The organism is Pectobacterium carotovorum, assembly GCF_900129615.1.
GTDB lineage: Bacteria > Pseudomonadota > Gammaproteobacteria > Enterobacterales > Enterobacteriaceae > Pectobacterium > Pectobacterium carotovorum.
In genome coordinates this window covers 498394-515929 of the sequence record NZ_FQWI01000003.1, presented here as the reverse complement: position 1 = coordinate 515929, position 17536 = coordinate 498394, and the positions used below count along the sequence as shown (strand labels likewise).

The window sequence follows — 17536 nt, the reverse complement described above, 5'->3', positions numbered from 1 at the left end:
ATGATGTACGCGTTAACCCATAGCCGGATTTTCACCGGCCATCAGATTCTGGATAATCACGCCGTCGTGATTGCCGATGGGCTGATCGAACGAATCTGTCCACTTGCCGAACTTCCTGCCGGCATTGAACAACATGATCTGGGCGGTGCATTCCTCGCCCCGGGGTTTATCGATCTCCAGTTGAACGGCTGCGGCGGCGTGCAGTTCAACGACTCGCTGGACACGATCTCCGTCAAGACATTGGAGATCATGCAGCAGGCAAACGAGCGTTCAGGCTGTACCAGTTTTTTGCCTACTCTGATTACCTCCAGCGATGCCTTTATGAAGCACAGCATCAGCGTGATGAGAGACTGGCTGGCTCAGAATCAGCATCAGGCGCTTGGGTTACATCTCGAAGGTCCATGGCTGAATGTGCTAAAGAAAGGCACGCATGACCCTGCTTTTATCCGCAAACCAACGCAAGAATTGGTCGACTTTCTGTGCGCCAACGCGGACGCCATTACGAAAATCACGCTGGCACCGGAAGAAGTCGAACCGTCGGTTATCCGTCAGCTAACGGCGGCGGGCATTATCGTCTCTGCCGGGCATTCCAACGCCACCTGGGAACAGGCTAAGCAGGGTTTTTCCGCTGGTATTCGTTTCGCTACCCACCTGTTCAACGCCATGCCGTATCTGACTGGCCGCGAACCAGGATTGGTCGGCGCGATTTACGACGCACCGGAAGTCTATTGCGGTATTATCGCAGATGGACGACACGTTGACTGGGCCAATATTCGCAACAGTAAACGTATCAAGGGCGATAAACTGGTGCTGGTGACCGACGCCACGGCACCAGCCGGTGCGGATATTGACCAGTTCATTTTTGCTGGTAAAACCATATACTACCGCGATGGTATTTGTGTCGATGAACACGGCACTCTGAGCGGTTCGGCACTGACCATGATCGAAGCCGTGCGTAATAGCGTCGAACATGCGGGTATCGCGCTGGATGAAGCAATTCGGATGGCAACGCTCTATCCCGCTCGCGCCATCGGCGTCGATAAGCAGTTAGGCAGTATTGAAAGCGGTAAAGTGGCCAACCTGACCGTCTTTGACCGTGACTATCACATTCTCAAGACGTTTGTTAACGGTAATCCTGTTTGGGGATAAAACGAGAAACGCCTTGGGGTAAAGCAGAAATACGTTGGGTAAACTGCGATAAGGTTTACCCAACGCTGAGTTAAACCTAAGCGAGTAACTTCTTAATGACCACAGGCGGACAAGCGCAGATAGGGAATGTCGATCTGGTTAAACAATTAAACAGTGCGGTGGTTTATCGCCTGATTGACCAGCAGGGTCCGATCTCACGAATTCAGATAGCAGAACAAAGCCAGCTTGCCCCCGCCAGCGTCACCAAAATCACCCGCCAGCTTCTGGAACGTGGGCTAATCAAAGAAGTCGATCAGCAAGCTTCCACCGGCGGCAGACGCGCCATTTCGATTATCACCGAAAACCGCCCTTTCCATAGCATCGCCGTACGCCTTGGCCGTTACGACGCCACTATTGCGCTGTACGATTTGCAGGGAAAAGCGCTGGAAGAAGCGCACTACGAACTGCAAGAAAAAACGCAGGAGTCGCTGGAAGCCGCACTCTTTCAGGCCATCGGCGGCTTTATCAGCAGCCATCAACGCCGTATTCGCGAGCTCATTGCGATCTCCGTTGTGCTGCCGGGGCTGGTTGATCCCGTTGCAGGCATCGTCCGCTATATGCCGCACATCAGCGTGGATAACTGGCAACTGGTCGAAAACCTGCAACGCCAATTCAATGTTACCAGCTTTGTCGGTCACGATATCCGCAGCCTGGCGCTAGCAGAACACTATTTCGGTGCCACACACGATTCACTGGATTCTATTCTGGTACGCGTCCATCGCGGCACAGGCGCGGGTATTCTCGTCAACGGGCAAATATTTCTTGGCAGCAACGGCAACGTGGGCGAGATCGGCCATATTCAGATCGATCCACTCGGCGATCGCTGCCACTGCGGCAATTTCGGCTGTCTGGAAACCGTCGTCGCCAACGCCGCCATTGAACAGCGCGTACGACACCTGCTGGGTCAGGGCTACCCCAGCAAGCTTTCTACCGACCACTGTACGATTTCTACGATTTGCAAAGCGGCAAACCGAGGTGATGCCCTCGCCCGTGAAGTTATCGAACAGGCCGGGCTCAATCTCGGCAAAGCGCTGTCCATCGCGATTAACCTGTTCAACCCGCAGAAAGTCGTGATTGCGGGTGAAATCACCGAAGCAGAAAAAACGCTGCTTCCTGCGATCCAACGCTGCATCAACGCGCAGGTGCTGAAAGAATTTCGCCACAACCTGCCGATTGAGATCTCCAGCCTCAACCATCTTTCTGCTATCAGCGCGTTCGCGTTGGTCAAACGGGCGATGCTAAACGGCGTGCTGCTACAGCAATTGCTCGAAAACGCCTGATTCCCTTTCTGGCCGGATTATGTAATCACTAAAAATCCGGCCTTTCCCTTCTATGAATTTGACGAATCAACACCAAAAAACCGCATAAATTAACGAAACACCATGTCGATGGCTTTTTTCATTAAATAATATTGAATTCCCATGGCACTTTGATGCTAAATCAATGGCACTGAGTTCGAATCTGTCATTACTGGGAGTCATGTATGTGTTCTATTTTTGGTGTGCTTGATCTGAAAAGCGATCCTGTTGAACTGCGTAAGAAAGCGCTGGAATTATCCCGTTTGATGCGTCACCGCGGCCCAGACTGGTCCGGCGTGTATGCCAGCGACAAAGCGATTCTGGCTCACGAACGTCTGTCTATCGTTGACGTCAACACGGGCGCACAGCCGCTTTACAACGCCGAGCGCACCCACATTCTGGCTGTTAACGGTGAAATTTATAACCATCAAGCATTGCGTCAGCAATACGGCGACCGTTACGCGTTTCAGACTGGCTCCGACTGCGAAGTGATTCTGGCGCTGTATCAGGAAAAAGGCCCTGAATTCCTGGATGAACTGCGCGGCATGTTCGCCTTTGCCCTGTATGACAGCGAGAAAGACGCCTACCTGATTGGCCGTGACCACCTCGGCATCATCCCGCTGTATATGGGTTACGATGAGCACGGCAACCTCTACGTCGCTTCTGAAATGAAAGCGTTGGTACCGGTTTGCCGCACCATCAAAGAATTCCCGGCTGGCAGCTACCTGTGGAGCAAAGACGGCGAAATTCGCGAGTATTACCAGCGTGACTGGTTTGATTATGACGCAGTAAAAGACAACGAAACGGATAAAGAAGCGCTGCGCGATGCACTGGAAGAAGCGGTGAAAAGCCACCTGATGTCTGACGTGCCCTACGGTGTGTTGCTCTCTGGCGGTCTGGATTCCTCCGTTATCTCCGCGATCACCAAAAAATATGCCGCACGTCGCGTAGAAGATGACGAGCGCAGTGAAGCCTGGTGGCCTCAGTTGCACTCTTTCGCCGTCGGTTTGGAAGGTGCGCCAGATTTGAAAGCGGCGCAGGAAGTTGCTAACCACTTAGGCACCGTGCACCACGAAATTCACTTCACCGTTCAGGAAGGGCTGGATGCGATTCGTGACGTGATTTATCACATCGAAACCTATGACGTCACCACGATTCGCGCTTCAACGCCGATGTACCTGATGTCCCGTAAAATCAAAGCGATGGGCATCAAGATGGTGCTGTCTGGTGAAGGTTCTGACGAAGTATTCGGCGGCTATCTCTATTTCCACAAAGCGCCAAACGCCAAAGAGCTGCATGAAGAAACCGTGCGTAAGCTGCTGGCACTGCACCAGTACGACTGCGCCCGCGCCAACAAAGCGATGTCAGCCTGGGGCGTGGAAGCTCGCGTACCGTTCCTGGACAAAAACTTCCTCGATGTCGCGATGCGCATCAACCCACGCGACAAAATGTGTGGCAACGGCAAGATGGAAAAACACATCCTGCGCGAGTGCTTTGAATCCTACCTGCCGCACAGCGTTGCATGGCGTCAGAAAGAACAGTTCTCTGACGGCGTGGGCTACAGCTGGATCGACACGCTGAAAGAAGTGGCAGCTAACCAAGTTACCGATCAACAGTTAGAAACGGCACGCTTCCGCTTCCCGTACAACACGCCGGGCTCCAAAGAAGCGTACCTGTACCGTGAAATCTTCGAAGAGCTGTTCCCAGTTCCAAGCGCGGCAGAATGCGTACCGGGTGGCCCATCCGTCGCCTGTTCGTCAGCTAAAGCGATTGAGTGGGATGAATCCTTCAAGAAACTGGATGATCCATCAGGCCGCGCAGTTGGCGTACACCAGTCCGCCTACAAATAATCCGATTTAATTTCTTCAGTCAACGGGCCTTTCATGGCCCGTTTTTGTACGCTTAATTGACTGGGAATGCGTGCTTTTTGGCGTTTTTCTCACCATACTGTTCACAACCCAAACAAACGATACATTGAGGGCACTTTTCGGGAAAAAACTAGTTGACGCAATTAGGCCAACTACGCATAATGCGCCCCGCAACGCCGATGAAGGTGACGCGGAAAAGATGGCTACGTAGCTCAGCTGGTTAGAGCACAGCACTCATAATGCTGGGGTCACAGGTTCGATTCCCGTCGTAGCCACCATCTTTTTTGCGGGAGTGGCGAAATTGGTAGACGCACCAGATTTAGGTTCTGGCGCCGCAAGGTGTGCGAGTTCAAGTCTCGCCTCCCGCACCATATCATCTTCTCGGTCTGACATCGCTTTTCGAAGCCTGTTAGTGTTTTGTAGTGATTGGGGTATCGCCAAGCGGTAAGGCACCGGTTTTTGATACCGGCATTCCCTGGTTCGAATCCAGGTACCCCAGCCATTTCAAAACATATGCTGAAAAATTCGTTGTCCTGTTGGGGTATCGCCAAGCGGTAAGGCACTGGTTTTTGATACCAGCATTCCCTGGTTCGAATCCAGGTACCCCAGCCATCTACTTGATAGTAGAAGATTTGTTGAAGTAAAGTAACATTAGCAGTAAGTTTGGCTACGTAGCTCAGCTGGTTAGAGCACAGCACTCATAATGCTGGGGTCACAGGTTCGATTCCCGTCGTAGCCACCATATTTTTGGGGTATCGCCAAGCGGTAAGGCACCGGATTCTGATTCCGGCATTCCGAGGTTCGAATCCTCGTACCCCAGCCAAATAAAGCTGGTAAAACAGCAAAGAAACGGGGCGACAATCGAAAGATGTCGCCCCGTTTTGTTGTGTCTGGTATTAACATAGTCTGGTGTTAATATATCCAAACCAATCATTCGATTTTCCTAAAAGGGCGGGCATGAAGGTTTTATCTACATCCTCTGTTACTCATGGTTTCAGCCATGTTGTGCTGCCACAGCAGAATGACGTCGGCCAATCGCGATGGTCTGTCAGACGTGCGCAGTTAACCACACTGTTACTCAGCGTGGCGTTGCTGCTTTGCTTCATTACACCGACTTATGCTGCTGGCGTCCCTTCTTTTAAGATGTCTTCGCAAACGTTCGCTGACCGGATGAATGCTAATCTGACGAAACTCAATATCCCTCTCGCATTGACCGTTAAGTTGGAAAAGGGAAGCTCCGTCGATGACTTTCAGCACATTTTTAACGAGCATGTTGGATTAATTGGGTCAGTAGAGAGTAAAGGCCAACAGCTTAATGGACTCGTGATACTCAACGCCGCGTCAGAATCCCCCGAAGCAACAAGACTGAATCTGCAAATCGTCACAGCCGCATTTTCTGCGCTATTGGGCGAGAACAATATGGAAAGCCCTGAGCTGACCGAGATGATGTTCGGCCTGCTGCAGGATAGCCAGACCTCAGGCAAAGGTGTTCGACAGGTAGGAAAGGTTCGCTTTACAGCAACAACCAATGAGGACACCGATATTATCTTCACCGCCGAGCCCGTGCTCTAGCGGGTGGCATCCTCATTATTCATTAAACGCCAATGGCATATTTCAATGCGCGCTGTTTTAACACGCCAGCGCGCTGTGCAACCATCAGCGCCATATTGCGAGCAAAGCTCAGCGGTGGTAACGCATTACTGAACGCGTTATAGAAGAGATCCATCCCGCTTTGCATCATCAGGTTATCCGGCATACGGCGGCACTGATAGCGGCGTAACACACGCTCAGAAGCCCATTCTTCCCCTGCATTGCGCGCGTTAATTAACACATCCAGCAGCGCCTCAACATCGCGATATCCCAGATTTACCCCCTGCCCCGCCAGTGGATTGATGGTATGCGCGGCATCACCCAATAGCACCAAGCCTGGCTTGATATAGGTTTGCGCATGGCGTCTGACCAGCGGGAATGATCCGGCGGAGAGCGCCTTGACCTTGCCCAATCGCTCAGGAAACGCGGCCGCAATTTCTTTATCCAGCTGTGTAAGCGGCATCGCCTGAAGCTGACGAATGCGCTGAGGGCTGTCATACCACACCAGCGATCCCCACTGGTCAAACAGCGGCAAAAACGCACGCGGGCCGCTCGGTGTAAACTGCTGCCAGGTCACATCCTGCTGGGGTTGCGAGGTCTCTACGCCGATCAACATACAAGACTGGCGATACTGCCAGCCGCTGATGCCAATCCCCGCCCACTGGCGAACCTGAGAATTCGCGCCATCGGCGCCAATTACCAGCGCAGCCGTCAGCTGTTGCCCATCGGCAAGCTGTAAACACCAGCCATCATCGGTGCGTTGCAAGTTCTGCGGCGTAGCCGGGCAATAACAGTGGCAGCGTTCCTCTTCCTGCAAACTTTCCCAGAGCGCCAGTTGCAGCACGCGGTTTTCCACCATAAAACCCAGCTCGGGCAGGTGAATGTCGGCAGCATCAAAAACGACTCTGGCATTCGCCCATTCCCAGGTTTCCAACCGACGGTAAGGCGCGCTGCGCATCTGCTGCACCCGTGGCCATGCACCCAGTTCTTTCAATAGCGCAACCGACGCATAGCCAATCGCCGAGATCCGTAAATCTGGCGGACTGGCGGCATCAAAAGGCGTCGGCATTTCCTGCTCAACGACTGCAACCTGAAATCCTTGCTGTGCCAGCCCAAGCGCCGCGGCCGCACCGACCATGCCACCGCCAACCACAATCGCATCGTAATGCATATTGGCTTTATCCTCTCTGGTTCTGGTTTATTCACACCAGTAAAAATGCATGAAAATAGTGTACTGGATTTGCGGGTAACTTTTCAGAAAAGCCGCATTTTTATAGAAAGTAAGGAGTTATCAAATCAGCGTGGTTTCCGGCGCTGGTCACAACGTCAGCGAGCGATTACAATACCCACCCCAAATGAGGGGAATCTTTCTTATCCGCACTGAGTAATGGTAAGTCGATGACAAAAAAACTGCATATTAAAACCTGGGGCTGTCAGATGAATGAGTACGATTCATCGAAGATGGCTGATTTACTGGGAAGTACGCACGGCTATGAGCTGACTGAAATCGCTGAAGAAGCCGATGTCCTGCTGCTCAATACCTGCTCGATCCGTGAAAAGGCGCAGGAAAAGGTCTTCCATCAACTTGGCCGTTGGAAAACGCTGAAAGATCTCAATCCGAACCTGATTATTGGTGTCGGTGGCTGCGTGGCCTCACAGGAAGGCGCGCATATTCGTGAACGTGCGCACTACGTTGACGTTATTTTTGGCCCGCAAACCTTGCACCGACTGCCGGAAATGATTAATCACGTTCAGGGCACGCGTAGCCCTATCGTGGATATCAGTTTCCCTGAAATCGAAAAATTCGACCGTCTACCAGAACCACGCGCCGAAGGGCCAACGGCTTTCGTCTCCATCATGGAAGGCTGCAATAAATACTGCACATTCTGCGTTGTGCCTTATACCCGCGGCGAAGAAGTCAGCCGCCCGTGCGATGATGTGTTGTTTGAAATCGCTCAACTGGCCGCGCAAGGCGTACGTGAAGTTAACCTTTTAGGGCAGAACGTCAACGCCTATCGCGGCGAAACCTATGACGGTGAAATCTGCTCCTTTGCTGAGCTGCTGCGTCTGGTTGCTGCTATTGACGGGATCGACCGCGTCCGCTTTACCACCAGCCATCCAATTGAATTCACAGATGATATTATCAGCGTCTATGAAGATACGCCGGAGCTGGTCAGCTTCCTGCATTTGCCAGTACAAAGCGGTTCTGACCGCGTGCTGACAATGATGAAACGTCGTCATACCGCACTGGAATACAAAGCGATCATCCGTAAACTGCACAATGCACGTCCGGGCATCCTGATCAGTTCTGACTTTATCGTCGGTTTCCCTGGCGAAACGCAGGCTGACTTTGAACAGACGATGAAGCTGATTGCCGATGTGAATTTCGATATGAGCTACAGCTTCGTCTACTCTGCCCGTCCAGGGACACCGGCTGCGGATATGGTTGATGATGTGCCAGAAGAAGAGAAAAAACAGCGTCTGTATCTTCTGCAAGAACGCATTACCCAGCAGGCAATGCGGTTTAGCCGCCTCATGCTAGGCACCGTCCAGCGTATTTTGGTAGAAGGCACCTCACGTAAGAGCGTGATGGAGCTGTCTGGCCGTACGGAAAACAACCGCGTCGTTAACTTCGAAGGCACGCCGGATATGATCGGTAAATTCGTCGATGTGGAAATCGTTGATGTTTATACCAACTCGCTGCGCGGCATCGTGGTGCGCACCGAAGATCAAATGGATCTGCGCGTACATGAATCACCGTCTTCCGTGATTGCGCGTACCCGCAAAGAGAATGAGATCGGCGTCGGGTTCTATCAGCCGTAACTGACGTTCATTCCAGTCTCAGCATGATGATGGGTGGCTTTGCCACCCATTTTTTATGGCAGGCTATCCCTGCCTTCCACCCTCCGGGCCGCTGCTTCGCAACGTTGAAAAACGCTCCTGCGTTTTTTTATGGCAAGCTATCCGCTTCAATTTCATGCCGCTTACATTTGCTTTTGCGAGGCGGCATCCCAATATCATGATTGTGACTTGCACCATCGGGCATTCACGATGAATAATTCACTCATAGGGCGGACACATCAGGCCGTCTGACAACTGTTCACTTTGTGCGGGCAGGATGGAGCCAGCACAGTAACGCTCAAGAGGAATAATTTGAACGTAACGACAAAAGAGATTGCCCTTGAACCCGCCGACAACCAACGCCTGCTCAGCCTTTGCGGTCCGTTTGATGACAATATTAAACAGTTAGAACGCCGCTTAGGCATCGAGATCAACCGCCGGGATAATCAATTCAAACTGGTCGGCAAAAGCCTGCTGACGCAAGCTGCCGCCGATATCCTGCAACGTCTGTATGTCGATACAGCACCGGTACGTGGCGTCATTGGTGATATCGATCCTGAGCAAATTCACCTTGCGATTAAAGAATCCCGCGTGCTGGAACAGTCTGCGGAACACGTTCCTGACTATGGTAAAGTGGTCAACATCCGCACCAAACGCGGCGTAATCAAACCGCGCACGCCGAATCAGGCGCAGTATGTCGCCAACATCCTCGATCACGACATCACGTTCGGCGTTGGCCCGGCGGGAACGGGGAAAACCTACTTAGCTGTCGCTGCCGCCGTAGATGCGTTGGAGCGTCAGGATATTCGCCGCATTCTGTTAACGCGCCCAGCAGTCGAAGCGGGTGAAAAGCTGGGTTTCCTGCCTGGCGATCTGAGCCAGAAAGTCGATCCTTATTTGCGCCCACTTTATGATGCCCTGTTTGAAATGCTGGGCTTTGAGCGCGTCGAGAAGCTTATCGAACGTAACGTGATTGAAGTCGCGCCACTGGCTTACATGCGTGGCCGAACGCTGAACGATGCCTTTATTATTCTGGATGAAAGCCAGAACACTACCATCGAACAAATGAAAATGTTCCTGACACGCATCGGGTTCAACTCAAAAGCGGTCATCACGGGTGACGTCACGCAGATCGACCTGCCGAAGAATCTGAAATCCGGCTTACGCCACGCGATAGAAGTGCTGGCAGATGTGGAAGAGATAAGCTTTAACTTTTTCCACAGCGAAGACGTGGTGCGCCATCCAGTGGTCGCACGGATTGTGAATGCCTATGAAGCGTGGGAAAATGCCGAACAGAAACGTAAAGACGCCTTAGCAGAACAGCGTAAGCGTGAAGCGCAGGCTGCGGCATCAGATCAGGAGCAAAAATGAGTCAGGTGATTCTGGATTTACAAATCGCCAGCGAGCAAGCACAGGGGCTACCAGAAGAAAAAGACTTTCAGCGCTGGCTGGAAGGCGTTCTACCACAGTTTCAGGAAGTCGCTGAAGTCACCATCCGTATCGTGGATGAGGCCGAAAGCCGCGACCTGAATAACACCTATCGCGGTAAAGACAAGCCGACCAACGTGCTGTCGTTTCCTTTTGAGGCACCGCCTGAAGTCGAGCTTCCTTTGCTTGGCGATTTAATCATCTGCCGTCAGGTTGTCGAGCGTGAAGCCGCCGAGCAGGAAAAAACCGTAGAAGAGCACTGGGCGCACATGGTTGTCCATGGTAGCCTGCATCTGCTAGGGTACGACCATATCGAAGACAGCGAAGCCGAAGAAATGGAAGCGCTGGAAACCGAGATTATGCAGGGCATGGGTTATGCCGATCCCTACCTTGCAGAAAAAGATGGCCTCACCGAATAAATAGAAATACATTTTGTCTAGCCCGAGATCGGGAAGATATCGGGCATTTGTCTTCACACATCAGCCACTGTGCCGCTTCCAGTTGCTGGCAATAATCCTTTAACAAGAGTGATGTTAATTAAAACGCATGAGCGACGACCATTCTCAAAACAGCGATGCACCCAGTCCCAAAAAGGGCTTCTTTTCTCTTATTCTTAATCAGCTTTTTCACGGCGAGCCAAAAGATCGTAACGGTTTACTCACTCTGATTCGTGATTCCGAACAGAATGATCTGATCGATCCTGAAACGCGAGATATGCTCGAAGGCGTCATGGATATCGCCGACCAGCGTGTACGCGACATCATGATCCCTCGCTCGCAGATGATTACGCTCAAGCGCGATCAAACGCTGGAAGAGTGTCTGGACGTGATTATCGAATCCGCCCACTCCCGTTTCCCCGTCATTAGCGAAGATAAAGACCACATTGAAGGCATCCTGATGGCGAAGGATTTGCTGCCGTTTATGCGCAGCGATTCCGAACCGTTCAGTATGGATAAAGTTCTGCGTTCCGCCGTGGTTGTGCCGGAAAGTAAACGCGTTGATAGGATGCTGAATGAGTTCCGCTCACTGCGCTATCACATGGCGATTGTCATCGATGAGTTTGGTGGCGTATCCGGTCTGGTCACGATTGAAGATATTCTTGAGCTGATTGTTGGCGAAATTGAAGACGAATATGACGATGAAGAAGACCGAGATATTCGTCAGCTTAATCGCCAGACCTACACCGTTCGTGCTTTAACCGATATCGAAGATTTTAACGAGGCTTTCGGCACACGGTTCAGCGATGACGAGGTCGACACTATTGGCGGCTTGGTTATGCAGTCCTTCGGCCATCTTCCTGCCCGTGGCGAAACCATCGACATAGAAGGTTACCTGTTTAAGGTTGCGATGGCGGACAGCCGCCGTATTATTCAGGTTCATGTCAGAATCCCTGACAATGCCCCTCAACCAAAATTGGAAGAATAATTTGGCAATGGTTGTCGCTTCTTTTCTACAACGCCAGCAGGTTAAAGCCCTGCTGGCGCTCTTATTTGGTGCCTGTGGCACGCTGGCATTTTCTCCCTTTGATTTCTGGCCCGCGGCGATTATCTCGCTCATGGGCCTACAGGCACTGACGCTCAACCGTACGAGTCGCCAGTCAGCCTGGATAGGATTTTGCTGGGGATTGGGTCTGTTCGGTAGCGGCGTTAACTGGGTTTACGTCAGTATCGCGCAGTTTGGCGGAATGCCAGGCCCTGTCAATGTTGCGCTGGTCATTCTGCTCGCCGCCTATCTGTCGCTCTATCCCCTGCTGTTTTCGGCCCTGCTCTCACGCCTGTGGCCAAAGACGACGCTATGGCGTCTGGTGCTTGCCGCTCCCGTACTCTGGCAGTTAACTGAATTTCTGCGCGGCTGGGTGCTCACCGGTTTTCCATGGCTGCAATTCGGCTACAGCCAAATCGACGGCCCGCTAAAAGGTATCGCGCCTATTCTGGGTATCGACACCATTACCTTTCTACTGATGGGCCTCAGCGGACTGCTCGTTTATGCCATCAATCAACGAAAAATCGCACCGGCAGCCATTGCTATCGGCGTTTTCGTTTTATCATGGCCGCTGCGCAACGTGCAGTGGTACACCCTGCAACCTGAACGCGCCGTCAATGTCGCGCTGGTACAGGGCAATATCCCGCAGGCTATGAAGTGGGAACAAGACGAGCTGTTGAACACGCTGAAAATCTATCTGGATAACAGCCTGCCCTATATGGACAAGGCCCCCATCGTTATCTGGCCAGAAACGGCAATTCCTGATATTGAAAGCCGTCAGGGCGCTTATCTGAAGCAGATTGACGATATCCTGCGTAGCCGTAATAGCAGCCTGATTACGGGTATCGTCGATATCCGGCGTGAGGGTAATAAAACCGATTTTTATAACTCAGTGATCGTTTTGGGCGATAAAGATCCGTATCACTACCCCACAACGAACCGTTACAACAAAAACCATCTGGTGCCTTTTGGCGAGTTTGTCCCGCTGGAAACGTTGTTACGTCCGCTGGCGCCGTTCTTCGATCTCCCCATGTCGTCGTTCAGCCGCGGAGACTATGTTCAGCCCCAGCTTTCTGTGCACGGCTTCAAGCTCAACGCCGCTATTTGTTATGAAATCATCTTAGGCCAGCAATTGCGTGATAACTTCCGGCCAGACACCGATATGCTGCTGACCATCTCGAACGATGCCTGGTTTGGTCATTCAATCGGCCCGTGGCAACACTTCCAGATGGCCCGCATGCGCGCACTGGAATTAGGACGTCCTCTGGTTCGTAGCACCAATAACGGCGTCACAGCGGTGATTACGCCTGATGGCGAGGTCAGCGCTAGCCTGCCGCAGTTTACGCGCGCGGTGCTGAGCACGCAGGTCGTGCCAGCAACGGGGATAACGCCTTATGCGCGCTTCGGTTCCTGGCCGCTCTGGATCATTACGCTACTGGGCGGTACCGCTGCCGCTTTCTTCGGTTTGCGTCGCCGATAATCGTCCCCTCCTCACATCCCTAAGGGCATGCTTTTGCATGCCTTTTTTTATTTATGGCACGGTATTTGCCTCTTATTACCCTGTAAATGGTTGTTTCTGTATTTTTTTGGATATTACGCCGGCGTAAAGCTCTCTATTGGGGCAAGCAACGCACCAAATTGGTGCCACCCTCTGACATTGCTGTTATTTGGTGCGGCAGATATCGCAAAAAACAAACATTTCTATTTCAATCTATTTACAATCAGCTACTTTTTAACTGTATAGACAGTAACTTCGCGCTTTAACGGTGCAGCGTTATCACTGAGAGGTAGCAAAGCATTATGAGTGATGCAGCGATACGCTGTTTACCTTGAAGACAATGCTAGCTTGAAGATAACGGGCACATTAACCATACGGTTATTAATGACAGCGCTATAACTATTGCACTGCAACGACAGCAAAGGAGTTAGAACATGCAAATGCGTAAACTGGCATTATCACTGCTTCTGCTTGGCACCGCCGCCAGCGTAGCTCAGGCTGAAGATCTGGCCGGTACATTGAAGAAGGTCAAAGATAATGGCGTGATCGTCATTGGACACCGCGAATCGTCCGTACCTTTCTCTTACTATGACAACACGCAAAAAGTGGTCGGCTACTCTCAAGCCTACTCTGACAAAATTGTCGAAGCGGTTAAGAAAAAACTGGATGCGCCTAACCTGCAGGTCAAGCTACTCCCTATCACCTCTCAGAACCGTATCCCGCTGTTGCAGAACGGTACCTTTGATTTTGAATGTGGTTCAACGACTAACAACCTGGAACGTCAGAAACAAGCTGCGTTCTCTAACACCATTTTCGTGGTCGGTACGCGTCTGTTAACCAAAAAAGATTCCGGCGTAAAAGACTTCCCGGATCTGGCGGGTAAAACCGTCGTAGTGACTTCCGGCACCACCTCTGAAGTTCTGCTGAACAAGCTGAATGAAGAAAAACAGCTGAAGATGCGTATCATTAGTGCGAAAGACCACGGCGACTCCTTCCGTACGCTGGAAAGCGGCCGTGCTGTCGCCTTTATGATGGATGACGCGCTGCTGGCGGGCGAACGTGCGAAAGCGAAAAACGCCGATCAGTGGGATATCGTCGGCAAAGCGCAGTCTGAAGAAGCCTACGGCTGTATGCTGCGTAAAGACGATCCGCAATTCAAGAAACTGGTTGATGACACCATCGCTGAAGTTCAGACCTCCGGTGAAGCTGAAAAATGGTTCGATCGCTGGTTCAAACAACCTATTCCGCCAAAAGATCTCAACCTGAACTTTGCACTGTCAGATGAAATGAAGGCCTTGTTCAAAGCGCCAAATGACAAAGCACTAAACTAATTAATAATGAGAATAAGGGCAGAGTCATCTGCCCTCTGATTGCTGATTCGTGGCAGGACAGACAGGCATGTGATGGTCGTTCCCCATCACATGTTGCCCCGAGAAATTTCGATAAACAGGAAAATAAACAATACGCCTGTAGTTTGAAACAGAACGGGAATATGGCCGCTCATCAATCTTCAGGGTAGCTTAGCTACCCTTTTTTTACCGGAGTTCGTTATGTCAATAGATTGGAACTGGGGCATATTTCTACAAGCCGCCCCCTTCGGCAACACAACCTACCTCGGGTGGATTTTGTCCGGTCTGCAAGTCACCGTCACATTATCTATCTGTGCCTGGATTATCGCGTTTCTGATTGGTTCTTTATTTGGAATCCTGCGTACCGTCCCTAATCGTTTCCTTGCGGGCATTGGCACCTGCTACGTCGAGCTATTTCGCAACGTCCCACTGATTGTCCAGTTTTTTACCTGGTATCTGGTGGTTCCCGAGCTGCTTCCCGTCAACATTGGCATGTGGTTTAAAGCCGAGCTAGACCCGAATATTCAATTCTTCCTGTCATCGATGATTTGCCTGGGGCTCTTCACCGCAGCGCGCGTTTGTGAGCAGGTGCGTGCGGGGATTCAGTCTTTACCACGCGGGCAGAAAGCCGCCGGGCTGGCGATGGGCCTGACGCTGCCGCAAACCTACCGCTATGTATTACTGCCGAATGCGTACCGCGTGATTGTTCCGCCGCTGACGTCAGAGATGCTGAATCTGGTAAAAAACTCGGCCATCGCTTCCACTATTGGTCTGGTTGATATGGCGGCACAGGCAGGGAAACTGCTGGACTATTCCGCCCACGCGTATGAATCCTTTACTGCCATCACGCTGGCGTATGTTGGCATCAATGCCGTCATTATGTTGATTATGCAGGTCGTTGAGCGAAAAACCCGTTTGCCGGGCAATATGGGGAGCAAATAAATCATGCATGAATTTGACTGGAGCTCAATTGGGCCAAGCATGCCGTACCTGATTCAGGGGATGGTCGTCACACTCAAAATTACGCTAACGGCGGTGGTATTCGGGATTGTCTGGGGCACGATTCTGGCGGTGATGCGCCTGTCGCCGATCAAACCCATCAGTTGGTTCGCCAAACTGTATGTGAACCTGTTCCGCTCCGTGCCACTCGTCATGGTGCTGCTGTGGTTCTATCTGGTGGTTCCTAGCTTATTACAAAATGTGCTTGGGCTATCGCCTAAAACCGATATTCGACTGATTTCAGCTATGGTAGCCTTCTCGCTGTTCGAGGCAGCCTATTATTCGGAAATCATTCGTGCGGGTATTCTCAGCGTGTCACGCGGTCAATCCTCCGCGGCGTTAGCATTAGGCATGACACACTGGCAATCCATGAAGCTGGTTATTCTGCCGCAGGCATTCCGCGCTATGGTGCCGCTGCTGCTGACGCAGGGGATTGTTCTGTTCCAGGATACCTCACTGGTTTACGTGCTCAGCCTCGCTGATTTCTTCCGTACCGCCTCAACCATCGGCGAGCGTGACGGAACACAAGTTGAAATGATCCTGTTTGCTGGGTTCATTTATTTTCTCTTCAGCATTACTGCCTCAATGCTGGTCAGTTACCTGAAAAAAAGGACGGTTTGATGATTTCCCTGAAAAATGTTTCTAAATGGTACGGCCAATTTCAGGTGCTAGCCGACTGCTCCACAGAAGTAAAAAAAGGTGAAGTTGTGGTCGTCTGCGGGCCTTCTGGCTCTGGTAAATCAACCCTGATCAAAACCGTAAACGGTCTGGAACCGATTCAAAAAGGTGAAATTACCGTTAATGGCATCGCCGTTAACGATAAAAAAACCAATCTGGCTCAGTTGCGTTCCAAAGTCGGGATGGTGTTCCAGCACTTCGAACTGTTTCCACATCTGTCGATTATCGAGAACCTGACGCTGGCGCAGGTGAAAGTGCTGAAACGTAAGCGTGAAGACGCCAAAGCCAAAGCACAGAAGCTGTTGGAACGCGTTGGGCTAGCGGCACACGCCAACAAGTATCCAGGGCAGCTTTCGGGTGGTCAGCAACAGCGTGTCGCCATCGCCCGCGCGCTGTGCATGGATCCTATCGCGATGTTATTCGATGAACCGACTTCCGCGCTCGACCCAGAAATGATCAACGAAGTGTTGGACGTTATGGTTGAATTGGCGCAGGAAGGCATGACCATGATGGTCGTCACCCATGAAATGGGCTTTGCCCGTAAAGTGGCGCACCGCGTGATCTTTATGGATGAGGGCAAAATCGTTGAAGACACCCGCAAGGATGATTTCTTCAATAACCCGCAGTCCGAACGCGCTAAAGACTTCCTGGCGAAAATCCTGCATTAATACTCAGATAAAGCGTGCCGCAAGGCACGCTTATTTACCCCCAACAGCTCTACGGCTGAAACGGCTGACGGTGGAACAGGTCATGCGAGCATTTCGGGCAGAGTGGCAAAACCTCCGGCGTGTAGAATGCAATATGGTGATGGCAGTTCTCGCACACCAGATTACCTAGCCCCACCACTTCACCGCTGTGGTACACCCCGTGGTGATTCACATCTTTGAAGATCTCGCGCCACTCTAGCTGCGTTTTATCCGTAATATCCGCCAGTTCCTGCCACAGGCTTTCCTTGATGACTCGCATAAAAACGCTGTCAGTAAACTCATCCTGACTTTCGTTATAGCTGCGGGCAAACTCTTCGAGATCGCGCTGAACAGCCTGAATCACCTGCTCTATTTCTTTCTGCGTCAGCTCCGAGCTTTCCTGCAAGGTTTTACGGGCGCTCAGCACCAGACTGTCGAGATCGCGTTCACCGTTGTTCAGCCGGGCCGTCACTGAAGCCATTAACTCGCGGTAATAGCGGGCTAGTTTATTCATGCTTCCTCCTGAATAAGCGGGTTGAAGGGTGATAAAGAACGCATATTCGCCGTCTGGCACACCGGGCCAAAAACCGCTACGTTGCCTATCTCTCTCTATTTTAGATTATTTTTGCCA

At 51.6% G+C, this 17536-nt stretch carries 15 protein-coding genes and 6 tRNA genes; 19 read left to right on the top strand and 2 right to left on the bottom strand.

The features are described from left to right. Positions 1–3 precede the first annotated feature (3 nt). The 10 genes from nagA (at position 4) to BUB06_RS09320 (ending at position 5926) form a co-directional block, all read left to right on the top strand. Positions 4–1149, top strand: a complete 1146-nt coding sequence (gene nagA, locus BUB06_RS09370) for an N-acetylglucosamine-6-phosphate deacetylase (protein ID WP_039472527.1) — start codon at positions 4–6, stop codon at positions 1147–1149. A 95-nt stretch (positions 1150–1244) separates the two neighbouring features. Further along, positions 1245–2468 carry a DNA-binding transcriptional regulator NagC gene (nagC, locus tag BUB06_RS09365; RefSeq protein ID WP_039472524.1) on the top strand — a complete coding sequence of 408 codons (1224 nt, stop codon included), beginning with the start codon at positions 1245–1247 and terminating at the stop codon, positions 2466–2468. Between the two features lie 203 nt (positions 2469–2671). Further along, positions 2672–4336, top strand: coding sequence for an asparagine synthase B (asnB, locus tag BUB06_RS09360; RefSeq protein ID WP_039472522.1), 1665 nt, complete (start codon positions 2672–2674; stop codon positions 4334–4336). Between the two features lie 219 nt (positions 4337–4555). Further along, positions 4556–4632 (top strand) — tRNA-Met (locus BUB06_RS09350). 8 nt (positions 4633–4640) lie between these two features. Beyond that, positions 4641–4725, top strand: a tRNA-Leu gene (locus BUB06_RS09345). 56 nt (positions 4726–4781) lie between these two features. Continuing rightward, positions 4782–4856: transfer RNA gene (locus tag BUB06_RS09340), tRNA-Gln, on the top strand. A 35-nt stretch (positions 4857–4891) separates the two neighbouring features. Beyond that, positions 4892–4966, top strand: a tRNA-Gln gene (locus tag BUB06_RS09335). Positions 4967–5019: 53 nt separating this feature from the next. Then, positions 5020–5096 (top strand) — tRNA-Met (locus tag BUB06_RS09330). 6 nt (positions 5097–5102) lie between these two features. Beyond that, positions 5103–5177: transfer RNA gene (locus BUB06_RS09325), tRNA-Gln, on the top strand. Between the two features lie 134 nt (positions 5178–5311). After that, positions 5312–5926, top strand: coding sequence for a hypothetical protein (locus BUB06_RS09320; RefSeq protein ID WP_039472521.1), 615 nt, complete (start codon positions 5312–5314; stop codon positions 5924–5926). A gap of 22 nt (positions 5927–5948) precedes the next feature. On the opposite strand, the gene ubiF is transcribed toward BUB06_RS09320, so the two are convergent. After that, positions 5949–7115 carry a 3-demethoxyubiquinol 3-hydroxylase gene (gene ubiF, locus BUB06_RS09315; protein WP_039472519.1) on the bottom strand — a complete coding sequence of 389 codons (1167 nt, stop codon included), beginning with the start codon at positions 7113–7115 and terminating at the stop codon, positions 5949–5951. 227 nt (positions 7116–7342) lie between these two features. On the opposite strand from ubiF, the gene miaB reads away from it, so the two are divergent. The 9 genes from miaB (at position 7343) to BUB06_RS09270 (ending at position 16887) form a co-directional block, all read left to right on the top strand. Beyond that, positions 7343–8767: a tRNA (N6-isopentenyl adenosine(37)-C2)-methylthiotransferase MiaB gene (miaB, locus tag BUB06_RS09310; protein ID WP_039472517.1), complete on the top strand. Its 1425-nt coding sequence runs from the start codon at positions 7343–7345 to the stop codon at positions 8765–8767. A gap of 330 nt (positions 8768–9097) precedes the next feature. Further along, positions 9098–10156, top strand: coding sequence for a PhoH family protein (locus BUB06_RS09305; protein WP_039472515.1), 1059 nt, complete (start codon positions 9098–9100; stop codon positions 10154–10156). Then, a complete protein-coding gene (ybeY, locus tag BUB06_RS09300) occupies positions 10153–10632 on the top strand; it encodes an rRNA maturation RNase YbeY (protein ID WP_039472514.1) in 480 nt (159 codons plus the stop codon). The genes BUB06_RS09305 and ybeY overlap by 4 nt, the downstream gene beginning before the upstream one ends. Positions 10633–10759: 127 nt before the next feature. Then, positions 10760–11638 (top strand): CNNM family magnesium/cobalt transport protein CorC, encoded by an 879-nt coding sequence (corC, locus tag BUB06_RS09295; protein WP_010298789.1) that lies wholly within the window; start codon positions 10760–10762, stop codon positions 11636–11638. Positions 11639–11645: 7 nt separating this feature from the next. Beyond that, positions 11646–13175 (top strand): apolipoprotein N-acyltransferase, encoded by a 1530-nt coding sequence (lnt, locus tag BUB06_RS09290; RefSeq protein WP_039472512.1) that lies wholly within the window; start codon positions 11646–11648, stop codon positions 13173–13175. Positions 13176–13627: 452 nt separating this feature from the next. Continuing rightward, positions 13628–14524, top strand: a complete 897-nt coding sequence (locus BUB06_RS09285; protein WP_010298785.1) for an amino acid ABC transporter substrate-binding protein — start codon at positions 13628–13630, stop codon at positions 14522–14524. Between the two features lie 219 nt (positions 14525–14743). Then, positions 14744–15484 (top strand): amino acid ABC transporter permease, encoded by a 741-nt coding sequence (locus BUB06_RS09280; protein WP_039472509.1) that lies wholly within the window; start codon positions 14744–14746, stop codon positions 15482–15484. Positions 15485–15487: 3 nt separating this feature from the next. Beyond that, entirely contained in the window at positions 15488–16162 is a 675-nt protein-coding gene (gene gltK / locus BUB06_RS09275; RefSeq protein ID WP_014914631.1) for a glutamate/aspartate ABC transporter permease GltK, read from the top strand. Beyond that, positions 16162–16887 carry an amino acid ABC transporter ATP-binding protein gene (locus BUB06_RS09270; protein ID WP_039472507.1) on the top strand — a complete coding sequence of 242 codons (726 nt, stop codon included), beginning with the start codon at positions 16162–16164 and terminating at the stop codon, positions 16885–16887. Before gltK ends, BUB06_RS09270 begins: the two co-directional genes overlap by 1 nt. 49 nt (positions 16888–16936) lie before the next feature. Here BUB06_RS09270 and BUB06_RS09265 read toward each other — a convergent pair whose 3' ends face one another. Further along, on the bottom strand, positions 16937–17419 hold the full coding sequence (locus BUB06_RS09265) for a zinc ribbon-containing protein (RefSeq protein WP_010298779.1): 483 nt from the start codon (positions 17417–17419) through the stop codon (positions 16937–16939). Between the last annotated feature and the right edge of the window lie 117 nt (positions 17420–17536).

Bases quoted from the DNA above. Each gene is read 5' to 3' on its own strand.
- nagA (WP_039472527.1), top strand. From the start codon at position 4: ATGTACGCGTTAACCCATAGCCGGATTTTCACCGGCCATCAGATTCTG.
- ubiF (WP_039472519.1), bottom strand. From the start codon at position 7,115: ATGCATTACGATGCGATTGTGGTTGGCGGTGGCATGGTCGGTGCGGCC.
- BUB06_RS09285 (WP_010298785.1), top strand. From the start codon at position 13,628: ATGCAAATGCGTAAACTGGCATTATCACTGCTTCTGCTTGGCACCGCC.
- BUB06_RS09270 (WP_039472507.1), top strand. From the start codon at position 16,162: ATGATTTCCCTGAAAAATGTTTCTAAATGGTACGGCCAATTTCAGGTG.
- nagC (WP_039472524.1), top strand. From the start codon at position 1,245: ATGACCACAGGCGGACAAGCGCAGATAGGGAATGTCGATCTGGTTAAA.
- asnB (WP_039472522.1), top strand. From the start codon at position 2,672: ATGTGTTCTATTTTTGGTGTGCTTGATCTGAAAAGCGATCCTGTTGAA.
- corC (WP_010298789.1), top strand. From the start codon at position 10,760: ATGAGCGACGACCATTCTCAAAACAGCGATGCACCCAGTCCCAAAAAG.
- lnt (WP_039472512.1), top strand. From the start codon at position 11,646: ATGGTTGTCGCTTCTTTTCTACAACGCCAGCAGGTTAAAGCCCTGCTG.
- BUB06_RS09280 (WP_039472509.1), top strand. From the start codon at position 14,744: ATGTCAATAGATTGGAACTGGGGCATATTTCTACAAGCCGCCCCCTTC.
- BUB06_RS09265 (WP_010298779.1), bottom strand. From the start codon at position 17,419: ATGAATAAACTAGCCCGCTATTACCGCGAGTTAATGGCTTCAGTGACG.
- miaB (WP_039472517.1), top strand. From the start codon at position 7,343: ATGACAAAAAAACTGCATATTAAAACCTGGGGCTGTCAGATGAATGAG.
- ybeY (WP_039472514.1), top strand. From the start codon at position 10,153: ATGAGTCAGGTGATTCTGGATTTACAAATCGCCAGCGAGCAAGCACAG.
- BUB06_RS09320 (WP_039472521.1), top strand. From the start codon at position 5,312: ATGAAGGTTTTATCTACATCCTCTGTTACTCATGGTTTCAGCCATGTT.
- gltK (WP_014914631.1), top strand. From the start codon at position 15,488: ATGCATGAATTTGACTGGAGCTCAATTGGGCCAAGCATGCCGTACCTG.